General features: G+C 53.5%; 24 protein-coding genes and 1 pseudogene. 16 read left to right on the forward strand and 9 right to left on the reverse strand.

Annotated elements, in window-relative coordinates:
* The first annotated feature begins 3 nt into the window (after positions 1-3).
* The 8 genes from M0P74_02330 to M0P74_02365 all read left to right on the forward strand — a co-directional run bounded on the left by M0P74_02330 (position 4) and on the right by M0P74_02365 (position 5,884).
* A complete protein-coding gene (locus M0P74_02330) occupies positions 4-312 on the forward strand; it encodes a hypothetical protein (protein ID MCK9362430.1) in 309 nt (102 codons plus the stop codon).
* A gap of 27 nt (positions 313-339) precedes the next feature.
* A complete protein-coding gene (gene hisC / locus M0P74_02335; GenBank protein ID MCK9362431.1) occupies positions 340-1,440 on the forward strand; it encodes a histidinol-phosphate transaminase in 1,101 nt (366 codons plus the stop codon).
* A gap of 376 nt (positions 1,441-1,816) precedes the next feature.
* Positions 1,817-3,091, forward strand: coding sequence for a P-loop NTPase (locus M0P74_02340; protein ID MCK9362432.1), 1,275 nt, complete (start codon positions 1,817-1,819; stop codon positions 3,089-3,091).
* On the forward strand, positions 3,075-3,398 hold the full coding sequence (locus tag M0P74_02345; GenBank protein MCK9362433.1) for a hypothetical protein: 324 nt from the start codon (positions 3,075-3,077) through the stop codon (positions 3,396-3,398). The genes M0P74_02340 and M0P74_02345 overlap by 17 nt, the downstream gene beginning before the upstream one ends.
* A gap of 36 nt (positions 3,399-3,434) precedes the next feature.
* Positions 3,435-3,668, forward strand: a complete 234-nt coding sequence (locus tag M0P74_02350; protein MCK9362434.1) for a hypothetical protein — start codon at positions 3,435-3,437, stop codon at positions 3,666-3,668.
* Between the two features lie 18 nt (positions 3,669-3,686).
* A complete protein-coding gene (locus tag M0P74_02355; GenBank protein ID MCK9362435.1) occupies positions 3,687-4,787 on the forward strand; it encodes a hypothetical protein in 1,101 nt (366 codons plus the stop codon).
* An 83-nt stretch (positions 4,788-4,870) separates the two neighbouring features.
* Complete coding sequence (locus tag M0P74_02360; protein MCK9362436.1) at positions 4,871-5,314, forward strand: rhodanese-like domain-containing protein; 444 nt, start codon at positions 4,871-4,873, stop codon at positions 5,312-5,314.
* A 420-nt stretch (positions 5,315-5,734) separates the two neighbouring features.
* On the forward strand, positions 5,735-5,884 hold the full coding sequence (locus tag M0P74_02365; GenBank protein ID MCK9362437.1) for a hypothetical protein: 150 nt from the start codon (positions 5,735-5,737) through the stop codon (positions 5,882-5,884).
* A gap of 912 nt (positions 5,885-6,796) precedes the next feature.
* Here M0P74_02365 and M0P74_02370 read toward each other — a convergent pair.
* The 9 genes and pseudogenes from M0P74_02370 to M0P74_02410 form a co-directional block, all read right to left on the reverse strand.
* Positions 6,797-7,165: pseudogene (locus tag M0P74_02370) on the reverse strand (iron-sulfur cluster assembly scaffold protein).
* A gap of 1 nt (position 7,166) precedes the next feature.
* Complete coding sequence (locus M0P74_02375; protein ID MCK9362438.1) at positions 7,167-8,354, reverse strand: cysteine desulfurase; 1,188 nt, start codon at positions 8,352-8,354, stop codon at positions 7,167-7,169.
* Positions 8,355-8,431: 77 nt separating this feature from the next.
* Positions 8,432-8,794, reverse strand: a complete 363-nt coding sequence (locus M0P74_02380; GenBank protein MCK9362439.1) for a DsrE family protein — start codon at positions 8,792-8,794, stop codon at positions 8,432-8,434.
* A gap of 42 nt (positions 8,795-8,836) precedes the next feature.
* Positions 8,837-9,079: a sulfurtransferase TusA family protein gene (locus tag M0P74_02385; protein MCK9362440.1), complete on the reverse strand. Its 243-nt coding sequence runs from the start codon at positions 9,077-9,079 to the stop codon at positions 8,837-8,839.
* A gap of 51 nt (positions 9,080-9,130) precedes the next feature.
* On the reverse strand, positions 9,131-9,787 hold the full coding sequence (locus M0P74_02390; GenBank protein ID MCK9362441.1) for a lipid A deacylase LpxR family protein: 657 nt from the start codon (positions 9,785-9,787) through the stop codon (positions 9,131-9,133).
* A 57-nt stretch (positions 9,788-9,844) separates the two neighbouring features.
* Positions 9,845-11,002 (reverse strand): DNA polymerase IV, encoded by a 1,158-nt coding sequence (dinB, locus tag M0P74_02395; protein MCK9362442.1) that lies wholly within the window; start codon positions 11,000-11,002, stop codon positions 9,845-9,847.
* A 310-nt stretch (positions 11,003-11,312) separates the two neighbouring features.
* Positions 11,313-12,224 (reverse strand): cysteine synthase family protein, encoded by a 912-nt coding sequence (locus M0P74_02400; protein MCK9362443.1) that lies wholly within the window; start codon positions 12,222-12,224, stop codon positions 11,313-11,315.
* Between the two features lie 107 nt (positions 12,225-12,331).
* Positions 12,332-12,616, reverse strand: coding sequence for a hypothetical protein (locus tag M0P74_02405; protein ID MCK9362444.1), 285 nt, complete (start codon positions 12,614-12,616; stop codon positions 12,332-12,334).
* A 28-nt stretch (positions 12,617-12,644) separates the two neighbouring features.
* On the reverse strand, positions 12,645-13,511 hold the full coding sequence (locus M0P74_02410) for a metallophosphoesterase (protein MCK9362445.1): 867 nt from the start codon (positions 13,509-13,511) through the stop codon (positions 12,645-12,647).
* Positions 13,512-13,938: 427 nt separating this feature from the next.
* On the opposite strand from M0P74_02410, the gene M0P74_02415 reads away from it, so the two are divergent.
* From M0P74_02415 to M0P74_02450, 8 genes are all read left to right on the forward strand, one after another.
* Complete coding sequence (locus M0P74_02415; protein ID MCK9362446.1) at positions 13,939-14,529, forward strand: acetate uptake transporter; 591 nt, start codon at positions 13,939-13,941, stop codon at positions 14,527-14,529.
* 285 nt (positions 14,530-14,814) lie between these two features.
* On the forward strand, positions 14,815-15,315 hold the full coding sequence (locus M0P74_02420) for an Hsp20/alpha crystallin family protein (GenBank protein ID MCK9362447.1): 501 nt from the start codon (positions 14,815-14,817) through the stop codon (positions 15,313-15,315).
* Between the two features lie 48 nt (positions 15,316-15,363).
* Complete coding sequence (gene lon, locus M0P74_02425; protein MCK9362448.1) at positions 15,364-17,736, forward strand: endopeptidase La; 2,373 nt, start codon at positions 15,364-15,366, stop codon at positions 17,734-17,736.
* 53 nt (positions 17,737-17,789) lie between these two features.
* Positions 17,790-18,392 carry a Maf family protein gene (locus M0P74_02430; GenBank protein ID MCK9362449.1) on the forward strand — a complete coding sequence of 201 codons (603 nt, stop codon included), beginning with the start codon at positions 17,790-17,792 and terminating at the stop codon, positions 18,390-18,392.
* A gap of 32 nt (positions 18,393-18,424) precedes the next feature.
* Positions 18,425-19,126 (forward strand): YggS family pyridoxal phosphate-dependent enzyme, encoded by a 702-nt coding sequence (locus M0P74_02435; GenBank protein MCK9362450.1) that lies wholly within the window; start codon positions 18,425-18,427, stop codon positions 19,124-19,126.
* Positions 19,127-19,138: 12 nt separating this feature from the next.
* Positions 19,139-19,645: a flavin reductase family protein gene (locus tag M0P74_02440; GenBank protein ID MCK9362451.1), complete on the forward strand. Its 507-nt coding sequence runs from the start codon at positions 19,139-19,141 to the stop codon at positions 19,643-19,645.
* A 243-nt stretch (positions 19,646-19,888) separates the two neighbouring features.
* Positions 19,889-20,749, forward strand: coding sequence for an MBL fold metallo-hydrolase (locus tag M0P74_02445; GenBank protein MCK9362452.1), 861 nt, complete (start codon positions 19,889-19,891; stop codon positions 20,747-20,749).
* A 23-nt stretch (positions 20,750-20,772) separates the two neighbouring features.
* Positions 20,773-21,594, forward strand: coding sequence for an amidohydrolase family protein (locus M0P74_02450; protein MCK9362453.1), 822 nt, complete (start codon positions 20,773-20,775; stop codon positions 21,592-21,594).
* The last annotated feature ends 44 nt before the right edge of the window (positions 21,595-21,638 follow it).

The following is a 21,638-nucleotide window of genomic DNA, read 5'->3' on the forward strand; positions in this document are numbered from 1 at the left end:
ACATTGCTTTTATCCGGGCTTCTGAATGCCATCTATGCAACTTTCGTAAAGCTTTTGGACGATGGACGCATCGTTGTGGCGGACAACTATTTCAACAAGACCAGAACCAACATCACAAATGGCAGCAAAGGGGCCATCCTGTTCATCACGAAGGAGAAGAAATCGTATCAGGCCAAGGGAAACATCGAGTATTGCACCGATGGCCCGATCTATGAGGATATGCGGCAATGGGTGGATCAGAAACATCCCCGGATTGCCGCCGCGGTTTTGCGTGTCGATGAGCTGTATTCAGGGGCTGAAAAGCTGATCTGAGCGCATGAATAGAAGAAAGGATGATCGATGAGCCGTTCCTTGATCCGTCGGCAATTGCTTGATTGTGAGCCCTACGGCCCGGGATTGTCCATAGAAGAGATTGAAGAGCGGTATGGCCTTTCGTCCGTGATCAAGCTGGCCAGTAACGAAAACCCCCTTGGGGCGTCGCCAAAGTCACTCCAGGCCCTGGAAAAGCAGTTCACGGAGGTACACCGTTACCCTCGGGCAGGCAGCCCCCGGCTTCGTCAGGCCCTGGGCGCCTATCATGGGGTTCCCGCTGACCGGATCGTGGCGGGGAACGGTTCGGATGAGATCATCGATCTGCTCATCCGGGTGGCGGTGGAGCCGGGTCGAGAGCAGGTCCTGGCGTTTCAGCCCTGTTTCAACATCTACCGACTCCAATCAAAACTCTGTGGCGTGGCGTTCCGCCAGATTGCTTTGCGGGTTGATTTCACCTTTCCCCTGCAAGAGCTTCTTGGGGCGGTGAATGACGCCACGGCCATTGTATTTTTGACCACACCCGACAATCCTTCGGGGTTTGCCCCTCCTGTCGAAGAAGTGCTCGATTTGCACCGTCGCCTACCGAAGGATTGTCTGCTGGTCGTGGACGAAGCGTATATGGATTTTGCCGTACCCCAGGAGCGCTATTCCATTATGTCGCTGGCGGGCAGAGTCTCCAATCTTGTGGTCCTTCGTACATTTTCAAAGCTTTACGGGCTGGCCGGATTGCGTCTGGGTTACGGCGTCATGCCGGCAATACTGGCCGATACCCTGCTGCGGGTGAAACTCCCCTTCAGTGTGAATGTTCTGGCCGAGGCGGCCGGCATTGCGGCTCTGGACGATGATGCCTTTCGCAGCGATACCATCCGCACGGTGGTACAGGGACGGGAGACGTTGACCCATGCCCTGGGCGAAATGGGGTTCCTGGCGTACCCATCCCAGGCCAATTTCATCCTGGTGAAACCACCGATGGCGGCCTCTGACCTGTTTGAAAAACTCCTCAGACAAGGGATCATAATCCGGCCGTTGTCAAGCTACGGCTTGACGGATCACCTGCGGATCAGCATCGGAAATGCAGAGGAAAATCAGGCGTTGCTCAGGGCCATTCAGGACATCCTTGCACCATGACACATCAAATGTTCACTCGCTTTCATTCACGGACCTACATGCATGGGCAAAACGATCCTGGCAGGCGATCGGCTGAATCGGTAAGGTCGGTTTTTGATAGATAGTTGCCGTTCCCATACTGATTGCATTTCTGCGACACAATAGGGGGATACGGGTAGCAGATATGCTACCATATTCCTGCCTACCGAAACCCGCTCTTGTTATCCTTTCATATTAATTGAAGATTATCTATATTTACCAAAAAGTTTTTTCTGGCATGGATTATGATTATCCCCCTGTCGTTACAAGACGGTTCCGTCGCCGGCGCTGCATATTCAAACGACGTAGGTGATCGGCGGATCATTCATCATAAGACACTGTGGAGGCTGGAAGAAAAATGAATTGTGGCGAAGAAAAGAGCAGTTGCGACGCGGCCGGTGGGCAGGCAGACGATGAGAAACTCAAGATGTTTACGGAGGACGAGGCGCTTGTCCGTCGCCTCTCCAGGATTAAACACAAGATCCTGGTTCTGTCGGGAAAAGGCGGCGTGGGGAAAAGCACCGTTGCGGTGAATCTCGCCGAGGCCCTGGCCATGACAGGCTGGAAGACGGGCCTTCTGGACGTCGATTTTCACGGCCCCAGCGTTCCCACACTCCTGCACCTGAGGGGGGAACTTTTCAAAGCGGCGGAAGGAGGCGGGATGCTGCCCGTGGAAAGCAGCTATGGAATTAAAGTGGTTTCCCTCGGCTTTGCCCTCGGCAATTCGGATGAGGCGGTTATCTGGCGAGGCCCGATGAAAATGGGTGTCATTAAGCAACTCCTGACGGATGTGCAGTGGGGTGAACTGGACTATCTGATCGTCGATTTTCCGCCGGGAACGGGGGATGAACCCCTTTCCGTGGCGCAGCTCATTCCTGAAAGCGACGGCGCCGTGATCGTCACGACGCCCCAGGATCTCTCACTTCAGGACGTGCGGAAGTCCATCAATTTCTGCCGTCAGCTCAAGATTCCCGTTCTGGGGGTAATCGAAAACATGAGCGGGCTTCTGTGTCCGCACTGCGGGAAGATGATTGAGGTCTTCAAGAGCGGCGGCGGGGAAGCCATGGCTAAGAAGATGGGCGTGCCCTTCCTCGGCCGAATTCCGATTGATCCGCAGATCGTCGGGGGAGGCGATGAGGGAAAGCCCTTTGTTTATCATCACCGTGAGACCGGCTATGCCCAGGACTTCATCCGGGCGATCCAACCCGTTTTGCAGTTGCAGAAGCAAAGCAAACCCGAGACAGACCGAATTGCTCGGATGCCTCAATCTATCAAGGAGAAAGAAATGAAAACACTGAAAATCGCGATTCCCGTGGCGGCCGGGTCTCTGTGCCAGCATTTCGGCCATTGTGAGCAGTTCGCCCTGCTCGATGTGGATGCGGACAACAAAACCATCGTGAAAACGACTATGGTTGTCCCGCCGCCTCATGAACCGGGGCTTTTGCCCAAATGGCTACAGGAACAGGGGGCCGAGATCATCATCGCCGGCGGTATGGGATCGCAGGCGCAGAAATTGTTTGTCGGCCAGGGTATTAAGGTGGTTACCGGCGCCTTGTCAGAGGTCCCGGAAAAAGTGGTGAACGACTACCTGAACGGTGATCTGACCACCGGAGCCAATGCCTGCGATCACTGACAAGGAAGGCAGTCGGTATCCCATAGGCCTGGTTTCCCGAAGGATGTTTGGGCCGACGGGGCGGCTGCGGCGACAAACAAGCAGGCAGGAGGAAGCGATGGTGGATTATTGGAGCGGGAAGACCCCCTGCTGGGATTTTCTGGGGTGCACGGAGCAGATACATCTGCACTGCGCGGCCTATCGGCACCGGGAGCTGCCCTGCTGGGAGGTTGCCGGTACCCAGTGCCGGAAAATCCTCGATTTCGAGTGGGAATGTCGGGATTGCAAGGTGTTCAAGTTGTACAACCCTGGCGGTAAGAGGCTCTAAGATAATGCATTCAATGCAGAAAGTAGAGGTGTGTTCATGAGTAGAGGGAAAGGCGCCTTGCGCCATCCTGTTGGAAGGTCGTTGTATCTCTTGATGATTCTGCCGCTGGGACTCCTGCTTTTTTCCACGTCGGCCTTTTCCAAAATTGAAGAAAAAAGCCAATGCATCGCCTGCCACACGAATGCACGGAAACTTCTCGAAATTACGAGAATCATACGGCAAACCACTCCGAAGCCCCAAAAATCCCTGCTGACGAAAGGCGAGGGGTGAGGTGGCGCGTTGGCTCCGTTGGAGCCAAATGAAAAGATCTTTGTAGACGTCGATTTCCTGAACGACGATCCCCATGGAGGACTTGCCTGTACTTCATGCCATGGGGGCGATGCCTCTGACTCCGATTGGAAGACAGCGCACAAAGGGGTTGTAAGAGACCCTTCCTCTGCAAAACCCGATCTTGCCTGCGGAAAGTGCCATCAGGAGATTGCCTCGGCGGCCTCCAAGAGCCTTCATGTCACGCTGGCGCCCTACCGGGAGGTCCTGCGCGCCCGGATGGGCGCCCCAAGCCAGACCACCCTGACCAAGGTGAATGAGGCCTTCGACAACCACTGTTCCAGTTGCCATTCCAGTTGCGGGCAATGCCACATTAGCCGTCCCGATTCGGTTGAAGGCGGGTTCGTCAGCGGGCACTTTTTCAAAAAACGGCCGGACATGGAGGCCAACTGTACGGCCTGCCACGGCAGCAGGGTTCAAAATGAATATATGGGCAAAAACGAAGGTTTCCCTGCCGATATCCATTACACGAAGCTGAACATGAACTGCAACAAATGCCACGTTGCAAAGGAGATGCATGCCGCGGAGAGCCATGCAGCGAGTCGTTATCTGACCGATACGCATCAGAAATGCGAGAGCTGCCACAAGGAGACCGTTCTTGAAAAATCTTCCGAGATGCACGGCACGCACCTGAAGAAAGTGGCCTGCCAGGTTTGCCATTCCGTGGCCTACAAGAATTGCTACGGCTGTCATGTCGGAAAGGATCCGCAGGGCGTTCCCTACTATCAGGTCGACAAAACAGAGATGGGTTTCAAGATCGGGAAGAACATGCTGCAATCCAAGGATCGTCCCTATGCGTTCGCGCTCGTGCGGCACGTGCCGGCCAGTCCGAATCTCTTTGATGAGTATGTGAAAAATGCCTTTCCGGATTTTAACCGGGTGCCGACGTACAAGATGGCCACGCCGCACAACATACAGCGGAAGACCCCCCAAACGGTCTCCTGCAACCATTGCCATGGGAACAGAAAGGCCTTTTTGACAAAGGATGATGTCGCTCCCGAGGAACGGGAAGCGAATGCAAAGGTGGTGGTCGGTGATGATGAGATTCCACCGAAACAATAGGCAGCGACTGGTTGGAATCCTGCTTCCTCAGAAGCCGGATGGTCCGTGAATCGTTCAATAAAAAACCGAAGGAGGAAAGTGTTATGAAGAAGAGTTGGCGTATGTGGTCGAGGATGTTCATCGTTGCCGCCCTGGTGGTGTTCACAGGCTGTGCGACAACGCAATCCGTTCCGTTGACCTCCGCACAAATGGTAACGAATGCGAAAGCGGTGGTTCCTGAACTCACCATTGCCCAAACGAAAACGAACATCGACAAGGGTTTGTACAAAGTCATTCTGGATGTTCGCGACGCCAACGAATTTCGCGCCGGACATGTTCCCGGTGCGATCAATATCTCCAGGGGTTTGCTGGAATTTCAGATCACTGGAAAAGTTGCTGACAAATCCACCCCGATTTTGGTCTATTGCAAAACCGGTGGACGCGGGGCGCTCGCCGGTCAGACCCTTCAGGGTATGGGCTATACGAATGTTAGCAATATGGATGGCGGCTGGGTCGGATGGGAAAAGGCGGGCTATCCGGTAGAATGATTTTCTGATCCGTCTGCGATGCAGGCCATGGCTGCGTTGCGCAATTTTTCCGGGGTCAAGGCTGGGGTAAAGGTAACCCCAGCCGCCCCTGTGTCAAAAATCCGAATGTGCCATCGCCGGTGCAATTGCCATCACCCTGCGATTGGGGTATAGTCGCCCGCAGGGACCCGGTCGCACCGGCGATGAGCGGGACCCAATAACCATGCAAAGGGGAACGGTCAGGTATGTCGGAAAAACAGTTGGTATTTAAAGTATCCGATGTCAAAGGAAAAATCGCGCACGGCGCGCCGCCACGGTCAGGATTCTGATCGATGAGATCGGCTGCGGGGCGAAGAACTTCTCGCTTCTGGTCAACACGATGCGGACCGGGCTGCACTGCAACGTCACCGGCACCGGCCACGCCACCAGGAGGAGCATTGCATGTTCGGCCTTTCGGGAAGCGGCGGCATATCGGTGGACATGGTCAAGCACACTGTCGAACCCAACACGGCCGTGTTTATCCCCGCGGGCGCGATGCACTATGTCTGGGCCAACGAAGGGGAGGACTTTACCTATATTATCGTCTATTAGACAGAGGCAATTGCAAAACCATTTGTCATTACCGAAAGCGAAGCTTAATGTTCATAATGTCCCGCTCAGAATCGTTGCGGGAATGACAAGAATGGGGAGTTTTGCAATTACCGCTTAAGTTAGGTAAATTACGGAATCATCCTTCAAACCGAAGTCAATAATCTGATATTGAAGCGGGAACTTACGACTTGTAAATAAAAAATTGATTATTATCAACCGCATGTAAGTGGAGGCCTGAGAAACTGCGGTCGTTACGCTGACGATGGAGATTGCCCGGGGCCAGCCAAAGGGCCTGTCCACAAATAACCTGGGCAAGATTGCGCTCAGATTTGGGTTGGATTTGGTTGCGGCGATTGAACAAAACCGCAGACATAGCAGCGCTACGTTGAGGATTTTGTGATTGAGCCACAGCCAAAGATGGCCCAAAGATGAGATGCAAGATGTTCAGGTTATTTGTGGACAGGCACAAAGACGGGGGCACTGTCACTCGAGCGCCACAACGGCGTCCACCGTCAACTCGTACTCCTCGTTCTCGTTGAGGTCGTGCACACGGACCTTCTCGACCTCAAACTCGCCGAGGACCGCGAGCAACTGGGACTCGTAGAGAACCTTGACATCCGATCGCTTGAGAGGCGCCCGGAAGTCGTCTTTGGCCTCAGGCTTCTTGTAGGGACTCATGAATACTACGCGCCCAGTGTGCTCCGTTAGAGCGAGCGCGAGCTTGACTGACCTCTCGCCGCGATCGAGAACAAGTACACGGCGGTCTTTAAGCTCGTCAGGGTTGGGTTCCTGCCGATAGACGCCCTTGCCCACAAGGGCGTCGAACCCTTCCACGATTGTCGGCGGCAGCTCGCACGACTGCCTGACCGTGCCGGGCGCGGGCGCCTCCGGCTTCTCACCGCGCCGGCCCTCGCGCCATGACTTGATGGCCTCGTGAAGCGCATCGGCAGCCAGGTTGGAGCAATGCATCTTGATAGGGGGGAGTCCGTCGAGCGCGTCCGCCACGTTGCCGCGCGAAACCTGCATCGCCTCATCGAGGGTCATTCCCCGGACGAGTTCCGTGGTCATGCTCGACGTGGCCACAGCCGAGCCGCAGCCGAAAGTCTGAAACTTGATGTCTGCAATGCGGTCATCCTTAACTCGGATGTACATGTACATCAGGTCGCCGCATACGGGATTGCCCACCTTCCCCACCGCAACGTCGGGACCCTCCAGAGTGCCAACATTGCGGGGATTGCGGAAGTGGTCGAGCGTTTTTTCTGAGTACTGTGTTGACTTCATTTTAGTTTCCCCCCTTGAGCTTCTTATCCATATCGTAGAGCGGCGAAAGCGCCCGCAACCTCCCGACGACGCCCGGCAGCGTCTCGAGCACGCGCTCGACATCCTCGGGCTTGCTCCAGCGCCCGAAGGTAAACTCGAGCGAACCGTGCGCCTCCTCGTGCAACAGCCCGCAGGAGAGCAGCGTGTGCGAAGGTTCCAGCGTCTTGGAAGAGCAGGCCGAGCCTGTTGAGACGGAAACGCCCTTGTCCTTGAGGGACAGGAGCAGCGACTCGCCCTCGACCGCCTCGAACCGGAAGTGGGCGTTATTGGGCAACCTCTCCGTCGGGTGCCCGTTTAAGTAAGAATCCGGAATGGCCGCGAGCACTTCCTTGATAAGTCTGTCACGGAGCGGCAGCATCCGCGCCACGTCGTCGGCCATCTCGCGTGTCATGATATCCGCGGCCTCGGCCATCCCCACGATGGCGGGCATGTTCTCGCCGCCCGAGCGAAGGCCGCGCTCCTGGCCGCCGCCGATGATGACGGGCGCAACATTCACACCCTTGCGAATATAGAGCGCGCCCATACCCTTGGGGCCGTAGATGTCGTTGGAGGAAAGCGTCAGCAGATCGACGCCAACCTCGCGCATATCGATCGGCACAAGGCCCTCGGCCGCGACCGCATCCACATGCAGCGCGATGCCTGATCCCTTGAGCATGGCGGCAATTTCCCCGATGGGCTGGATGGTGCCGATCTCGCTGCTTGCCCACCCCACGGAGACCAGCAAAGTCTCATCCTTGAGGCGCGCCCGAAGCTTCGCCGGGCTCACGCGCCCAAACTGGTCAACCGGGACCCGGGTAACCTTGAAACCCTGTTTCTCAAGTGCCTTGGCAAGGTTGTGCACGGAGATGTGTTCTACCTCGGCGATAACTACGTGGTCGCCCTTGCGGCGGTTGCGGGCGGCATAACCCAAAAGCGCGAGGTTATTTGATTCGGTCGCGCCCCCCGTGAAGATAATCTCGTCCTTCTCGGCGCCAATGAACCGGGCAACGCACTCGCGTGAGCGCTCGAGCGCCTCCGTCGCCTCATCTCCATCCAGGTGCAGCGAATTCGGGTTCCCGAACCGCTCGGTGAACCACGGCAGCATGGCCTGGACGACCCGGGGGTCAACAGGCTTCGAGGACTGGTAGTCCAGATAAACGTATGCCGGCATTAAACTTTTCTCCCTATCACTCCGAAGCGGCTTAGAACCACATGACACCCGTAGGGGCGGTTCGAGAACCCCCCTACTTAGAACCACATGGCGGCATCCGCATCCAGCGCCAGATCGTTCAGCGTCCCCGCCCCCACAACCTTTGCGCCCTGGATGAGTTCAACCTTGTCCCAGCCGAGCATCTGCTTGGAGGCCTCGCATACAAGGACTTCGACGCCCATCTGCATCGTCTTGTCGAGCATCTCCTTCACTGTGGGGAACGACCCCATCTTGATGGCCTCGGCAGCGCCTGGCCTCATTATCTTTATCCCCATGCCAAGATAGTAAACCTTGGCCTTCAAGCCCATCGCCACCGCGGTCTGGGCCAGCACCAGGGGCGAGTACTGCCGCTCGGGCGCATCCGTTGTCTGCACATACAGAATAAATTTTTCGTCAGCCATCTCTTTTCGCTCCTTATATTCAATCTGAAAACCGCTCAAAGGTCACTTCAAGCGTTTTATGAGAAAGCGCATATGGTCGTCATACTTTTCGAAACTTACGACCTCGTGGCCCGTGCGCTTGGCAAACCGCTTGAGATCCTCTTCTGCCGCGGGGTCGTCGGTGACGACCTCCAGCACCTGCCCCACATCGATCTGGTCGATGTTGGTCCGTGTCTGCAAGAGCGGCTCCGGGCAATAGAGTCCTATGCAATCCAATGTCTGATCAGGTTTGATATCGTTCGCCACTCCCCTGTCCTCCCCAAATGCTAATTTTATAACGCCTTGCTTTTACTATGGTTAGAATATAGGGACGCTGTTTTTGCTTGTCAAGGTATATTTTAAGCTGAATACTTTCCACTTGCGTTCGAAATAAATGTTCAATATGGGTTCGTCGTGAAGCTGATGAGACCAACCCTGGGGATTTACAGAATCTATCCAGTGGTGGATTTCCTTCTGGCAGTCTTCTGCGTAGGAATGGCGTCCGACAATCCCCAGAGCGAATTCTATGGTGTCCATCTGCCGCGAGTTCTTGCTGTGCAGTCCCAGTCCTATGTAGGTGATCCCGGCATAGGGCCGGTCGTCCGGGATCAGTTCGCTTTGCTCCTTGTCCGCCGGCGTGTAGATGTTCTGTCCCAGGGAGACGGAAACCGAGCGCTGCTCCCCCTCATCGTTCACGAAAGGCAGGCCTTCAATGAAGCGGCGCATCCACAAGGGCAGACCGGCCATCTCCCGGTAATTTGCAAGATCCTGGGAAATCCAGGAGAGCTTCGTCCCATGCGTGTAATAACGGTCGTTGTTGTCGAAACTAAAAAGGTCGTTTTCCAGATAGAGGGTCAGGGTGTCCGATCGCCCGGCCTCTCCTTCTCCGGCAAGCGCCGGCCTTGGCGGAAAACAGATGAGGAAAAGGACAGCCGTCAGAATAAACTTCTGTTTTATTTTCCAAAAATCTTTCATGGCAAATCAGATGAATCCTCGGTGTTTTTTCGGGGTGAACCGGGGATGGCAAGATCGTTATTTTTTCCCTCCCGATCGGTCTTCTTCTTTTTTAACCAGCGAGGCAAAGGTTATTATTGTAGAACCATGCCTGCTTCTTATCTTATCCATAGCCCTGTCTATCAGATCGTTTTTATAGCTCTTTGGCTTTTCTTCAACTTGATCAAAAAGCGACAACTGCACCGAAGGGCATTCTTCATTAAATCCCGAGAGGCTGATTCCGATTAATCTTACCGGGCGGCGACTGCTCCAGTTTTGCTCAAGCAGGCGGCACCCTGCCTGGTATATTTCCCTGGTGGCGTAAGTTGCAGAAACGGCTGTCTGCCTGCTAACGACATTAAAATCAGAATACTTCAACGTAATCTGGATTGTCCGACCCTTTTTGTCATGTTTCCTCGCATCCCGGCCCACATCGTCAGCAAGGTTCATCAGAACAAGTTTTGCCTGTTCAATGTCGGAAATATCTTCCGGCAATGTTGTTGAGCGGCCGATTGACTTCATCTCATCGGCCTGACGAGGGAGAACAGGAGAATTGTCAATCCCCTGGGCGTGCAGATATATATCCTTGCCAACTTTTCCTAAAGCTTTGACGAGGAGGTTCATATCAGCCCCCGCAACCGCGCCTATCGTTCGCATTCCCACCCTGTTCAACTTCTCGGCGGTTTTACTGCCCACGCCGTACATCTCTTTTACCGGAAGCGGCCAGAGCTTTGTGGGGATATCGTTCTCCCATATTTCCGTGATTCCCAAGGGCTTTTTCATTTCGGCCGCCATTTTTGCAAGAAACTTGTTTTCAGCGATGCCGATTGAGCACCACAGCCCGAGTCGGTCCTTGATTTCCGCCATTATCCGGCGAGCGGCCTCCAAAGGTTCGCCAAAAAGTCCCTCGCACCCGGTCATATCAAGCCATCCCTCATCGATGCTGTTCTGCTCCATAACCGGCGTATAATTCAACAGCAGGCTCATGACCTCGTTTGATTTTTCCTCATAGAAATGGTGATCGGGAGGCGTCAGCATGATTTTCGGACAAAGCTTCAGGGCCTCGTGCAGCACCATGGCCGTCTTGACGCCACATGCCCTTGCTTCATAGTTCGCCGCCAGAATGATCCCCCTGCGTTTTTCCGGATCGCCGGCCACAGCAGCGGGGTTGCCAACGAGCGAAGGATTCCTCGTCATTTCGCAACTTATGAAAAATGCATTCATATCGACAAGAAAGATAACTCTGCGCGTGTTACACCTCTTGCAGCAAATTTATGAGTTAGATCATGAACGAGGGACAAGGAAACCAACCACGAAGTTTATGGGAAACTAAAGCAGGAAATCATCTCTGGCAAGAATGAACAGGCGCTGTATATAGGTGCAAAATCAAATGCTGCCCTCGCCAATGGCCCTGTACCTTCAATAATATCGCTGCCAATTTGATATTGGGAAGGATCGCCTTTAGCTGCTTCCTGCGCCCACGGCGGACATTGGGACTACCGCAAAATTATTCAAAAAGCTTAGTGCTTAAGTATTTTTCGCCCCTGTCGGGAAAGAGGGTAACAATATTTATTTTTTTGCCTGGTGAGCGCTTAACTTTTTTAGCCACCTCCAATGTAGCCACCATTGCCGCGCCGCTGGACATGCCGACAAAGATGCCTTCCTGCTTGATTATTTCCCGCGCCATCGCAAAGGCCGCCTCGGTTTCAACCTGGATTATCTGATCGAGTTTTGCTTTGTCGTAGATTGCCGGGACAATCGCCTCCTCCATATTTTTCAAGCCCTGGATATAATGGCCGAGCGTCGGCTCGGCGCTGACAATCTTCACGCCCGGACTGCAGAATTTTCGCAATCCCGCGCCAACGCCCATCAACGTCCCGGATGTGCCGATTGACGCCACAAAATAATCAACCTGCCCGTCTAACTGATCATGAATCTCCTGGGCGGTGGTTTCGTAGTGGGCGGCCTTGTTGTACTCATTGGAAAACTGATCCGGCATGAAATATTTTTTGGGATATTGTTTAACCAATTCCCGTGCTTTTAAAATGGCGCCGTCGGTGCCCTTCTTCCCCGGCGTCAATGTTATTGTCGCCCCGAAGGCCGCAATCATCTTGCGCCGCTCCACCGAAACCGCATCGCTCATCACAATTTCCACCTGATAGCCCTTGATGGCGCCGATCATGGCAATGGCAATTCCCGTGTTGCCGCTGGTTGGTTCAATAATGATTTTCTCCTTTGTCAACTCGCCGCTTTTTTCCGCCTGTTCAATCATCCGTAAGGCGATCCGGTCTTTAACGCTGCCGCCGGGGTTTACTCCTTCTATCTTAGCATAAATATTTACACTTTTAGGATTGGGATTTAATCTGTTGATGGTAACAAGCGGCGTCTTGCCAATGGTTTCCAGAATATTTTTATGCATAATTTATCTAACCCTTTGTAATTTTGAGGGACAGCCCATAAACCTCCGGCAAATGACCGGCACATCCGGATAAATTACCCAATAAATCAGTGCTAAGGGCCACCCCCTCACAAGCTCGCAGCCTCTCGCGTAACTGTTAAACAATATAAAATTAGATAACACCAGTCAATCTTATTTTTTCCCCCAAGCATTAAATCATTACATAGCGGGCCCCGATGATCAAGCTCACCCTCTTCCATAAGGTTGATAATATGGCGAATCCCGGCGTTGATAAGCCCCTCCATTTTGGCGCTCTTTTGAGCAGGATATTTGGATTCGGTGAAGAAACGTGCCAGAAGTTGGCCGGGAATGACCCAGTCGCTGTGATCTAAGGGGATACTGATTAATGCCATCTCCTCATTGAGGGTTCTCTCCTCGTTTCTAATGAATCCATTGAAAGTTAAGGGGTGTTGTTGTCCATTTTGAAAGAGATTTACTGTATTGCAGTAAATGGCCTTCAGGCGTAACTTCAAGATAGACTCTGGCGCCTCCGAATACCTGGCACATCCCGGCGTCCACATCAATAAGCTTCAATCCCTGCGCTGTCTTCACCCCGTTCTTCCTTGTCGGCGTATGGCCGAATATCTGAGTAATTACAGATGCTTCCGTAGAGTGGCTAATAGACGAAAAGTCGCACCAGAATATGCCTCCCGCCGGATCAGGTCCTCCCCGGTCGGCGCCAACATGAAAGATCGGGTGTCGATTGAGATCGTTCTTCTCTACGGCCTCCTTGAAAATTCTGTTGATATGATCCGACAGCAGGAAAAGATTAATTTCCCTGGTCTTTAATTTCGGTCTTGCAGCGTTCATTTCATCCACAAGAAATTCTCTTATGGCCGATCTCAGGCCAGCATGAGTATAAAGTCTCTCGCCATCGGTATATGAGGCCCTAACATCGCCTCTTGCAATTTCCTCCTTCAGTTCACCCGCCAGGGACCCTGGATCGTTGAAATTTGCGTAATAAAAAATGTCTTGAACAAGCATAAGTTCATGATTGCCGCAGAGGCGTATAACCTCACCTTTGGCATCGGTGGCTTCTTTTTGGAGTTTCCTTAACAAATCAACGGCTTCTATAGAGTAAGGCCCTCGGTCTATCACATCGCCCGTTTGTATTAAAATGTCATCGCCGCCGCTCCAATTGGCTTTGCTGTCAATCAGTCCCGCATTTCTAAGAATTCCCCTGAATCCCTCCAGCTCTCCGTGTACATCTCCAATGACAATACGCCTTTTTTGCTTTGCTGATTCCATTCTAAACACCTTATTCCTGATACTACATAGCATTGGCCCTCATGGTGCGGTATCAACCTCCTTCTGAAACCGGGGTCACCCCCGCCCCATGCTAAAGATTTGATAATCTGTAGAAAATGTACCAGAGAATCACAGCGTTGACAACAGCATTCTACTCCCATTTCTGAAAATCATCGACCACTCCGATTTAGCTAAGTGGCAACAATATCCAGCTTTTCGATGCCAACATTCCCTTGACACACAAAGCCCTTCTACGTATACTCAAGACGCCTAAAAGCAAATTCTTATGCGTCAATATTTGCTTAGGAAGGTGTGGGCTTGGCAAGGAACGATAAGGCGTTTTTGATTTACGGAAGCGGTTGCGGCGGTTTTCCCCATTTCCGCCCTAAATTGGGGCGGTAAACGATCTTTGAGAAAGGAGCGCTGTATGCAACAAACTGCGGAGACAAGAATCCAGGACACCACAGCGAACCCGGCACCTCTCGGTCTTATTTCCTTTGGCATGACCACGGTACTCCTAAATTTCCACAACGCCGGCTTTTACGACCTTAACACGATGATTCTGGCAATGGGGGTCTTCTACGGCGGGGTCGCCCAAGTCATCGCCGGGATTATGGAGTGGAAGAAAAATAACACCTTCGGCGCGACGGCTTTTTGTTCATTCGGCCTGTTCTGGCTCACACTGGTTGCCCTGCTGGTCTTCCCCACGATGGGCTGGGGCAAGGCGGCGGAACCGGGTGCGATGGTGGCCTACCTGACGGTATGGGGGATTTTCACGTTCGTGATGTTCTTCGCCACTTTGAAACTCAATCGGGGATTGCAGTTCATTTTCCTATCGCTTACGATCCTATTCTGGCTGCTGGCATTGGGCGATGCCACCGGCATGGTGGGCATTACACGGCTTGCAGGATGGGAAGGATTAATCTGCGGCGCTTCCGCAATCTACACCGGCCTTGCCCAAGTGCTCAATGAGTACTATGGAAAAGTGGTCTGGCCCATCGGTCCCGTGAACAAGTAAGGTCATCCGAAAAATCCGGTTTTAAATCGGTGCAGATCGCGGGGATTATTGTTTCCCACTTTTCCCCAAGAGGGGTGCTGATATTGAGCGCCCGGTTCTGTTTGGGGCCGGAAAGTCGTTCGCCATCAAGAAGTAAAACCGGTTTATCCGCAAGGTTTATGACCCTCAATTCCGGCACTTTTCTACCTTCGGTTACTTCCGTAACGGTGGGAAGTTGGAATTATATCGTCTCCAATGTTTTTACCGGGAATGGGAAGAGGGATTTTAAAAAAACGGGAGTCCGAGATGGATTACATCAAGATCAGATTTGTCGATAACCAGGAGGGCGCCGAGCATAACCTCTTCAGAACAGTCGAAGAGATGCTCAACCATGCCCAGCCGAGATTCGCATTTTCCAAGCAAAGGTGGCGGCCCCACGTGGACATCTATGAAACCAGCGAAGAGATAGTTGTCATCGCCGAAATCGCCGGCATTCAAAGCGAGGGTATCGATTTGGAGATATCCCCCCGCTCTCTCAAGATATCGGGAAAGCGAAGCTTAATGTTCACAAAGCGAAGCTTAATGCTTATTAATCGCGAGACTCTCCCGGAAAAGGACAGCGGCTGTTACTGCCTTGCCGAAATACCCTCCGGCCATTTCGACCGGACCGTTGCCCTGCCCGCTCCGATCGACGCGTCAACGACCCAAACAGTTTACAAAGACGGCCTTCTGAAAATCAGCCTGAAAAAAAGATCCCCAGCGGCAGACAGCAAGATAACCGTAACAGTTCAGGGGGAGAGGCCGTAGAACGGCCGTCTGCTGCCTGAACAACCTGAACAGTAAAGAGAGGCGCCAATGTCCCAAAAACAACCGGAGGAGTTAAAGATCGCCGGCATCCCGGAGATACTTCCCATATTGCCCATGTCCGGCGTCTTTGTTTTTCCGAAAATGCTCATCCCGCTGGAGATCGCCGGGGATTCGGCAACCAGTCTGATCGATGAGGCGATGACCGGCAGCCGGATGATCGGCATGATCATGGTTAGAAAAACGGACGAGAATCTCGAACTTCCCAACAAAAAAGAATATTTTTACGATACGGGAACGAGTGTCTCCATACTCAAGATGGCCAAGACCGCCGACAGCAAGACCCAGCTCCTACTGCAGGGAGTCGGCCGGTTCCGTCTGACCGAAATGCTGGAGGGCAAACCGTATCTGCACGGACGCATCGAGGTCCTCGAAGATTCGGGAACCAAAGACCTCGAGGTCGAGGCCCTGATGGTTAATCTCGTCAGCCTCTTTGACCGGATCGTTAAACTGTCGCCCCTGCTGCCCCAGGAGTTCGGAACAATGGCGAAAGCGATTGCCGAGCCGGGCGTTCTTGCCGACGTAATCGCCTCCGTCATCAATGTTTCCATCGAGGAAAAACAAAAGATACTCGACATTCTGGATGTAAAGGGGAGGCTGCGCGAAGTAACGCGGTTAGTCAACCACCAAGTGGAGATCCTTGAGCTGGGCAACAAGATCCAGAACGAGGTAAAGGGCGACATGGACAAAAGCCAGCGGGAGTATTTCCTCCGCCAGCAGTTGGGCGCCATCCGCAAGGAACTCGGAGAAACCGACGACGAGAAGGTCGAGGTTGAAGAATATCGAGCCAAAATAGAAAAAAAGCACCTTCCGGAAGAGGCGAAAAAGGAGGCGGAGCGCGAACTCGCCCGCCTGACCCGGATGCACCCCTCCTCGGCGGAATACACGGTATCGGCTACATATCTGGACTGGATCACCGAGCTTCCCTGGAATGAGCACACCGAAGACAACAGCGACATCAAGGCCTCCCGACGGATTCTCGACGAGGACCATTACGGGCTGGAAAAGGCGAAAAAGAGAATAATCGAGTACCTTGCCGTCCGCAAGCTGAAGCCGGATACGAAAGGGCCGATTCTTTGCTTCGCCGGTCCCCCCGGAACAGGAAAGACGTCTCTTGGTCATTCCATAGGCCGCGCCCTGGGCCGCAAATTCATCCGCATCTCCCTCGGCGGCATGCATGACGAGGCGGAGATACGCGGCCACCGGCGCACCTATGTGGGGGCGCTTCCCGGTCGGGTCATTCAGGGAATCAGGCAGGCGCAGTCCAATAACCCCGTCTTCATGCTCGACGAGATCGACAAGGTCGGAAATGACTTCCGAGGCGATCCCTCCTCCGCGCTGCTGGAGGTTCTTGACCCGGAGCAGAACTTTTCCTTCACCGATCACTACCTGAACGTCCCTTTCGATTTGTCGCATGTGATGTTCATCGCAACGGCCAATATGCTGGAGACGATCCCGCCGGCCCTGCGCGACCGCTTGGAGGTTATCGAACTGCCCGGCTATACGATAGACGAAAAAATAAGAATCGCCGAGCGCTACCTGATCCCGCGGCAGAGGGAGGCCAATGGTTTGCAACCGGAACAGATCCGGATCACGAGAGGCGCGGTAACCAACATTATAACCGGCTATACGCGGGAAGCGGGGCTCAGGAATGTGGAAAGGGAGATCGCCGCCATCTGCCGGGGCGTGGCCAGCCGGATTGCCGAGGGCAAAACGGAAAAGACAACCGTTACGGCGGGCGATCTGCACAAATTCCTCGGCCCGGTGCGAATAAACGGAGAGGCCGCACTGCGGACAGCTAAACCGGGGGTCGTCATGGGGCTCGCTTGGACACCCTCCGGCGGGGATGTGCTCTTCGTGGAGGCAACGGCAATGAAGGGCAAGGGCGGACTGACCCTGACCGGACAATTGGGCGACGTGATGAAGGAATCAGCAACCGCGGCGCTGAGTTTTATCCGCTCCAACGCAGAGGCGATCGGGGTCTCGGATAATTACTTTTCCGAGAGGGATATCCATATCCATGTCCCCTCCGGGGCTACCCCAAAAGACGGGCCCTCTGCCGGGGTTACAATGATGACGGCCCTGACCTCACTGGCAACGGATCGCCCCGTCAAAAAAAATCTCGCGATGACCGGAGAAATCACCCTCCGGGGAACCGTTCTGCCGATTGGAGGGATTAAGGAAAAGGTTCTTGCCGCCCACCGGGCCGGCGTAAAGACCATCATCATGCCCAAATGGAACAGGAAGGATTTGGAGGATATTCCCGCCAAGGTGCGCCGGGATATAACCTTTCATTTCGTGGACGACATGCTGGAGGTTCTACGCATCGCCCTGGAAAAGGCGCCTGAAAAATCCGGCAAGTAGGGGCAATTCATGAATTGCCCCTACTTGATGTCCATAACATGGAGGGAAAGCGAATGGGGATTGTAATCCCGTATCACATCATCCTGGCCTCGGCCTCGCCTCGCCGCATAGAGCTGCTGAAGCTTGCGGGGCTCTCTTTTGACGTCATCCCCGCCGATATCGAAGAGGCCCCCCGCCCGGAAGAGGCGCCGGATCAGCATGTATTGCGGCTCGCCGCCGAAAAGGCCCTGTTTGTCGCTGCCGAAAAGCCGGATTGTCTCGTTATCGGCGCCGATACGATCGTCTTTCTCGACGGGGAAATTCTCGGAAAACCTGCCAACCGGGAAGAGGCGCAAAAAACCCTTGCCAAATTAAGCGGCCAAACTCACGAGGTGTTCACCGGCTTTTTCATAGCGCAGATTGATCGGGGGATAAGGATTTTCGAGGCAGTGCGTTCAGCGGTAACCTTCCGGGAAATAACCCCGGACGAGATCTCCTGGTACGCAGGCACGCCGGAGCCGTATGACAAGGCCGGCGCCTACGCCGCCCAGGGAATAAGCGCCTCGTTCATCAGGAAAATAAACGGTTCCTATACAAATGTTATCGGGTTGCCCCTGTGTGAGGTTGTCGAAAAGCTGAAAACGGTCGGGGCAATTGATTTTTCACAGGACAGTTGAACGGATCGTAAGGTTTTCATGGAAAAACAGCGATGAGCGTCAAGGAAAATATCAGGCAGATCAGGGCGGTAATTGCGGATGCGGCGACGAGAAGCGGCCGCTCCCCCTCCTCGGTACGCCTGATGGCGGTAACGAAAATGGTCGATGACGAGGGGATTATCGAAGCAATCAAGGCCGGCGTTGATATAATCGGCGAAAACTACCTTCAGGAGGCAAAACGCAAAATCGCCTCCCTTGGCAAGTCGTTGGAATGGCACATGATCGGGCATCTGCAGACGAACAAGGCCCGTTTCGCGACAGGCCTCTTCGAGATGATTCATTCGGTTGACCGGATAGAGCTGGCCCGTGAGCTCAACCGGCGCACCGCAGTGGCCGGTTTGACCATGAAGATACTGATCGAGGTGAACGTCGCCGGAGAGGCGACAAAAAGCGGGGCGCCCTTCGCGCAGGCGAGCACCCTCGTCCACGCCGTCGCTGCCCTGCCCAATCTTTCGATCCAGGGACTTATGGCAATGCCCCCCTATTGCGACGATCCGGAGGAGGCAAGACCATTTTTCCGCAAACTTCGCGGATTGCGAGAGGAAATAGAAGCAGAGAAAATACCCCGGGTGGAAATGAAGGAGCTCTCCATGGGAATGAGCGGTGATTACGCCGTCGCGATCGAGGAAGGAGCAACGATCGTGCGGCTCGGCCGGGCTATCTTTGGGGAACGTCCCCCACGACAACCAAAATAAGGAGAATGAGAAATGAATAAAAAAGCTTTCTACACAATCAGTTATGGCATTTACATAGTCGCTTCCGGGAAGGACGGGAAATTCAACGGCCAGATCGCCAATACCGTTTTTCAGGTCACCTCGGAGCCCGCCACCATTGCGGTAAGCATCAATAAGCAAAATTACACCCACGAGCTAATCACTGCCAGCGGCAAATTCACCGTTTCGGCGCTTGACGAGGAAGCGCCAATGACAATGATCGGTCGTTTCGGCTTCAAGTCCGGCAAAGAGATAGATAAATTTGAGGGCATCGGGATAAAAACCGGTGCAACCGGCATCCCTATCGTCACCGAACATGCCGTTGCCTTTATTGAGGCCGAGGTAATAGGCTCAATGGACTGCGGCACCCACACTATTTTTCTCGGCAATGTGATCGAGTCAGATGTACTCAATAGCGCGGCGCCGATGACCTACGCCTATTACCAGAAAATCAAGGGTGGCAAGGCCCCCAAAACCGCGCCCACCTATCAGGCGCCCTGACCGTGCAACCGGCAATGCTTAACAGAGATGACTTTCTGGAATTGACTTTCGGGAAAATAGCCGGCGGGAAGATTAATTTCTTGACATGAACGGATTAGACAGATATTTTGCGGGCATGGGTGATTACCCTAACACCTATAATTAGTTGACCACGCTATCGCTACGTTGACCTTCCCCGATTACGGGGGGTAAAGGGGTGTAGCGGTTGGTCTTAATTTTAATGGGCAACAAGAGGAGAATTGCATGTTGATTCGCTGTTGGGGCGCCAGAGGTTCCGTACCTGTTTCGGGAAGTGATTATGTCCGGTATGGAGGAGACACCGCCTGCATTGAGGTGAGGACAAAGCAGGGCAGCATCGTCATCATCGACGCCGGAACGGGCATCAGGAGGCTGGGAAATCTCCTGCTGTCCGAAAAGAAGCATACTTACACGATGATTTTTACCCACGTCCACTGGGATCACATCATTGGTTTTCCTTTTTTCAAACCAATTTTCCAAAGGAAAGTAAAGATCTCCATCTTAGGTTGTCCTTTTCAAATCCCCGCCTTCCGGGAGACTCTTGCCACAATTATGAATGAGCCATATTTCCCAGTAAATATCGAAAATATAAAGGCAAAAGTAGATTTTACCAATTTTTGTCGAGGAAAAATCCAGATAGACGGCATGACTATAACCGCCATCCCGCTGAGCCATCCCAATGGCGGTTTGGGATTCCGTTTCGAGGAAGATGGCCGCTCTTTTGTCTATCTCACGGACAACGAACTCGGCTATCATCATCCGGGAGGTATGAAATACGCTGATTACGCAGCCTTTTCCAAAGATGCGGACATCCTCGTCCACGATGCCGAATACCTCCCCGCGGAATACGCGACAACAAGGAAGTGGGGACATTCCACTTATACGGACGCAGTGAGACTCGCGCTTGATGCCGGGGCGGCCAGTCTGGGTTTGTTCCATCACAACCAGGACAGAAAAGACGACGATGTGGACATGATTGTCGAAGATTGCCAAAAAATGGTTGATGGAAAGAATATTCGCTGCTTCGCGGTGAACCAGTATATGGAGATTAGTCTGGCAAAAGAAGATAAAAGGATCAGCTCTTGAGGGCGGATGGAAACTTTGGAACTTTGCCAGCTCCGATAGTCGATTTCCATACCCATCTTTTCCCGGACCGCCTTTCCGACGCAATTCGCCGTCAGTTTGTTGTGGATTACGGCTGGAGCGTCCTGCATGACCTGTACTGGCGCGAAACCGTTGAGTATCTCTGGGAGCATGGCGTCGGCCCAATCATTTATTCCAACTACGCCCACAAAAAGGGCGTTGCCCGCGGTCTGAACGACTGGAATGTAAATATCCTCGAAAAAGTGGATGATGTTTACTGCTTCGCCGCCTGCCACCCGGAAGATGACGACGGATTGGCAATGGCCGCTGAGCTGCTGTCCCATCCGCGGATAATCGGGTTCAAGCTCCAACTGCTCGTGCAGCGCTTCTTCCCCGATGATGAGCGCCTCTTCCCGCTGTATGAGCTGGTCATGGAAAGGAAAAAACGCCTGCTTTTCCACGTCGGAACCGGCCCGGTCGGCAACGAGTTTGTCGGCATTGCCCCTTTCCGGAGGCTGCTGGCCCGTTATCCGGAGCTGCCGGCGAATATCGCCCACATGGGGGGGCTCGAATACGCTCAATTCGGGGCGCTCTTAGACGACCACCCGGCTCTTTATCTGGATACAGCCTTCTCTTTTCTGGCCGGGGCCGGGTTAATGTTTGATCTCGGCAATGATTTTCTTGAAACCCATAAGGAGCGGATTCTCTACGGCTCGGATTTCCCGAATGTGATTCTGCCGCGGGAGGAAGAGATCAACACGCTTTTGGGCCGGGGCCTTTCCCAGAAATTCTACAACGCTGTTTTCCGGGACAACGGCCTCGCCCTTCTCCAACAAACAGGTTCATGATGCTGGGATTCTGGAGGATTTAACGGTTGAGCGAATACTAATAT

The sequence above is a fragment of the Syntrophales bacterium genome (genome assembly GCA_023229765.1).
In the GTDB taxonomy this organism is placed as follows: Bacteria; Desulfobacterota; Syntrophia; order Syntrophales; family UBA5619; genus DYTH01.

What these genes read in the sequence shown, in the direction of transcription:
- M0P74_02360 (MCK9362436.1), top strand. Translation starts at nt 4,871, where the DNA reads ATGAAGAAGAGTTGGCGTATGTGGTCGAGGATGTTCATCGTTGCCGCC.
- M0P74_02400 (MCK9362443.1), bottom strand. Translation starts at nt 12,224, where the DNA reads ATGCATAAAAATATTCTGGAAACCATTGGCAAGACGCCGCTTGTTACC.
- M0P74_02390 (MCK9362441.1), bottom strand. Translation starts at nt 9,787, where the DNA reads ATGAAAGATTTTTGGAAAATAAAACAGAAGTTTATTCTGACGGCTGTC.
- M0P74_02435 (MCK9362450.1), top strand. Translation starts at nt 18,425, where the DNA reads ATGAGCGTCAAGGAAAATATCAGGCAGATCAGGGCGGTAATTGCGGAT.
- lon (MCK9362448.1), top strand. Translation starts at nt 15,364, where the DNA reads ATGTCCCAAAAACAACCGGAGGAGTTAAAGATCGCCGGCATCCCGGAG.
- dinB (MCK9362442.1), bottom strand. Translation starts at nt 11,002, where the DNA reads ATGACGAGGAATCCTTCGCTCGTTGGCAACCCCGCTGCTGTGGCCGGC.
- M0P74_02440 (MCK9362451.1), top strand. Translation starts at nt 19,139, where the DNA reads ATGAATAAAAAAGCTTTCTACACAATCAGTTATGGCATTTACATAGTC.
- M0P74_02415 (MCK9362446.1), top strand. Translation starts at nt 13,939, where the DNA reads ATGCAACAAACTGCGGAGACAAGAATCCAGGACACCACAGCGAACCCG.
- M0P74_02405 (MCK9362444.1), bottom strand. Translation starts at nt 12,616, where the DNA reads ATGGCATTAATCAGTATCCCCTTAGATCACAGCGACTGGGTCATTCCC.
- M0P74_02420 (MCK9362447.1), top strand. Translation starts at nt 14,815, where the DNA reads ATGGATTACATCAAGATCAGATTTGTCGATAACCAGGAGGGCGCCGAG.
- M0P74_02430 (MCK9362449.1), top strand. Translation starts at nt 17,790, where the DNA reads ATGGGGATTGTAATCCCGTATCACATCATCCTGGCCTCGGCCTCGCCT.
- M0P74_02345 (MCK9362433.1), top strand. Translation starts at nt 3,075, where the DNA reads ATGCCTGCGATCACTGACAAGGAAGGCAGTCGGTATCCCATAGGCCTG.
- M0P74_02380 (MCK9362439.1), bottom strand. Translation starts at nt 8,794, where the DNA reads ATGGCTGACGAAAAATTTATTCTGTATGTGCAGACAACGGATGCGCCC.
- hisC (MCK9362431.1), top strand. Translation starts at nt 340, where the DNA reads ATGAGCCGTTCCTTGATCCGTCGGCAATTGCTTGATTGTGAGCCCTAC.
- M0P74_02445 (MCK9362452.1), top strand. Translation starts at nt 19,889, where the DNA reads ATGTTGATTCGCTGTTGGGGCGCCAGAGGTTCCGTACCTGTTTCGGGA.
- M0P74_02350 (MCK9362434.1), top strand. Translation starts at nt 3,435, where the DNA reads ATGAGTAGAGGGAAAGGCGCCTTGCGCCATCCTGTTGGAAGGTCGTTG.
- M0P74_02340 (MCK9362432.1), top strand. Translation starts at nt 1,817, where the DNA reads ATGAATTGTGGCGAAGAAAAGAGCAGTTGCGACGCGGCCGGTGGGCAG.
- M0P74_02410 (MCK9362445.1), bottom strand. Translation starts at nt 13,511, where the DNA reads ATGGAATCAGCAAAGCAAAAAAGGCGTATTGTCATTGGAGATGTACAC.
- M0P74_02375 (MCK9362438.1), bottom strand. Translation starts at nt 8,354, where the DNA reads ATGCCGGCATACGTTTATCTGGACTACCAGTCCTCGAAGCCTGTTGAC.
- M0P74_02365 (MCK9362437.1), top strand. Translation starts at nt 5,735, where the DNA reads ATGTTCGGCCTTTCGGGAAGCGGCGGCATATCGGTGGACATGGTCAAG.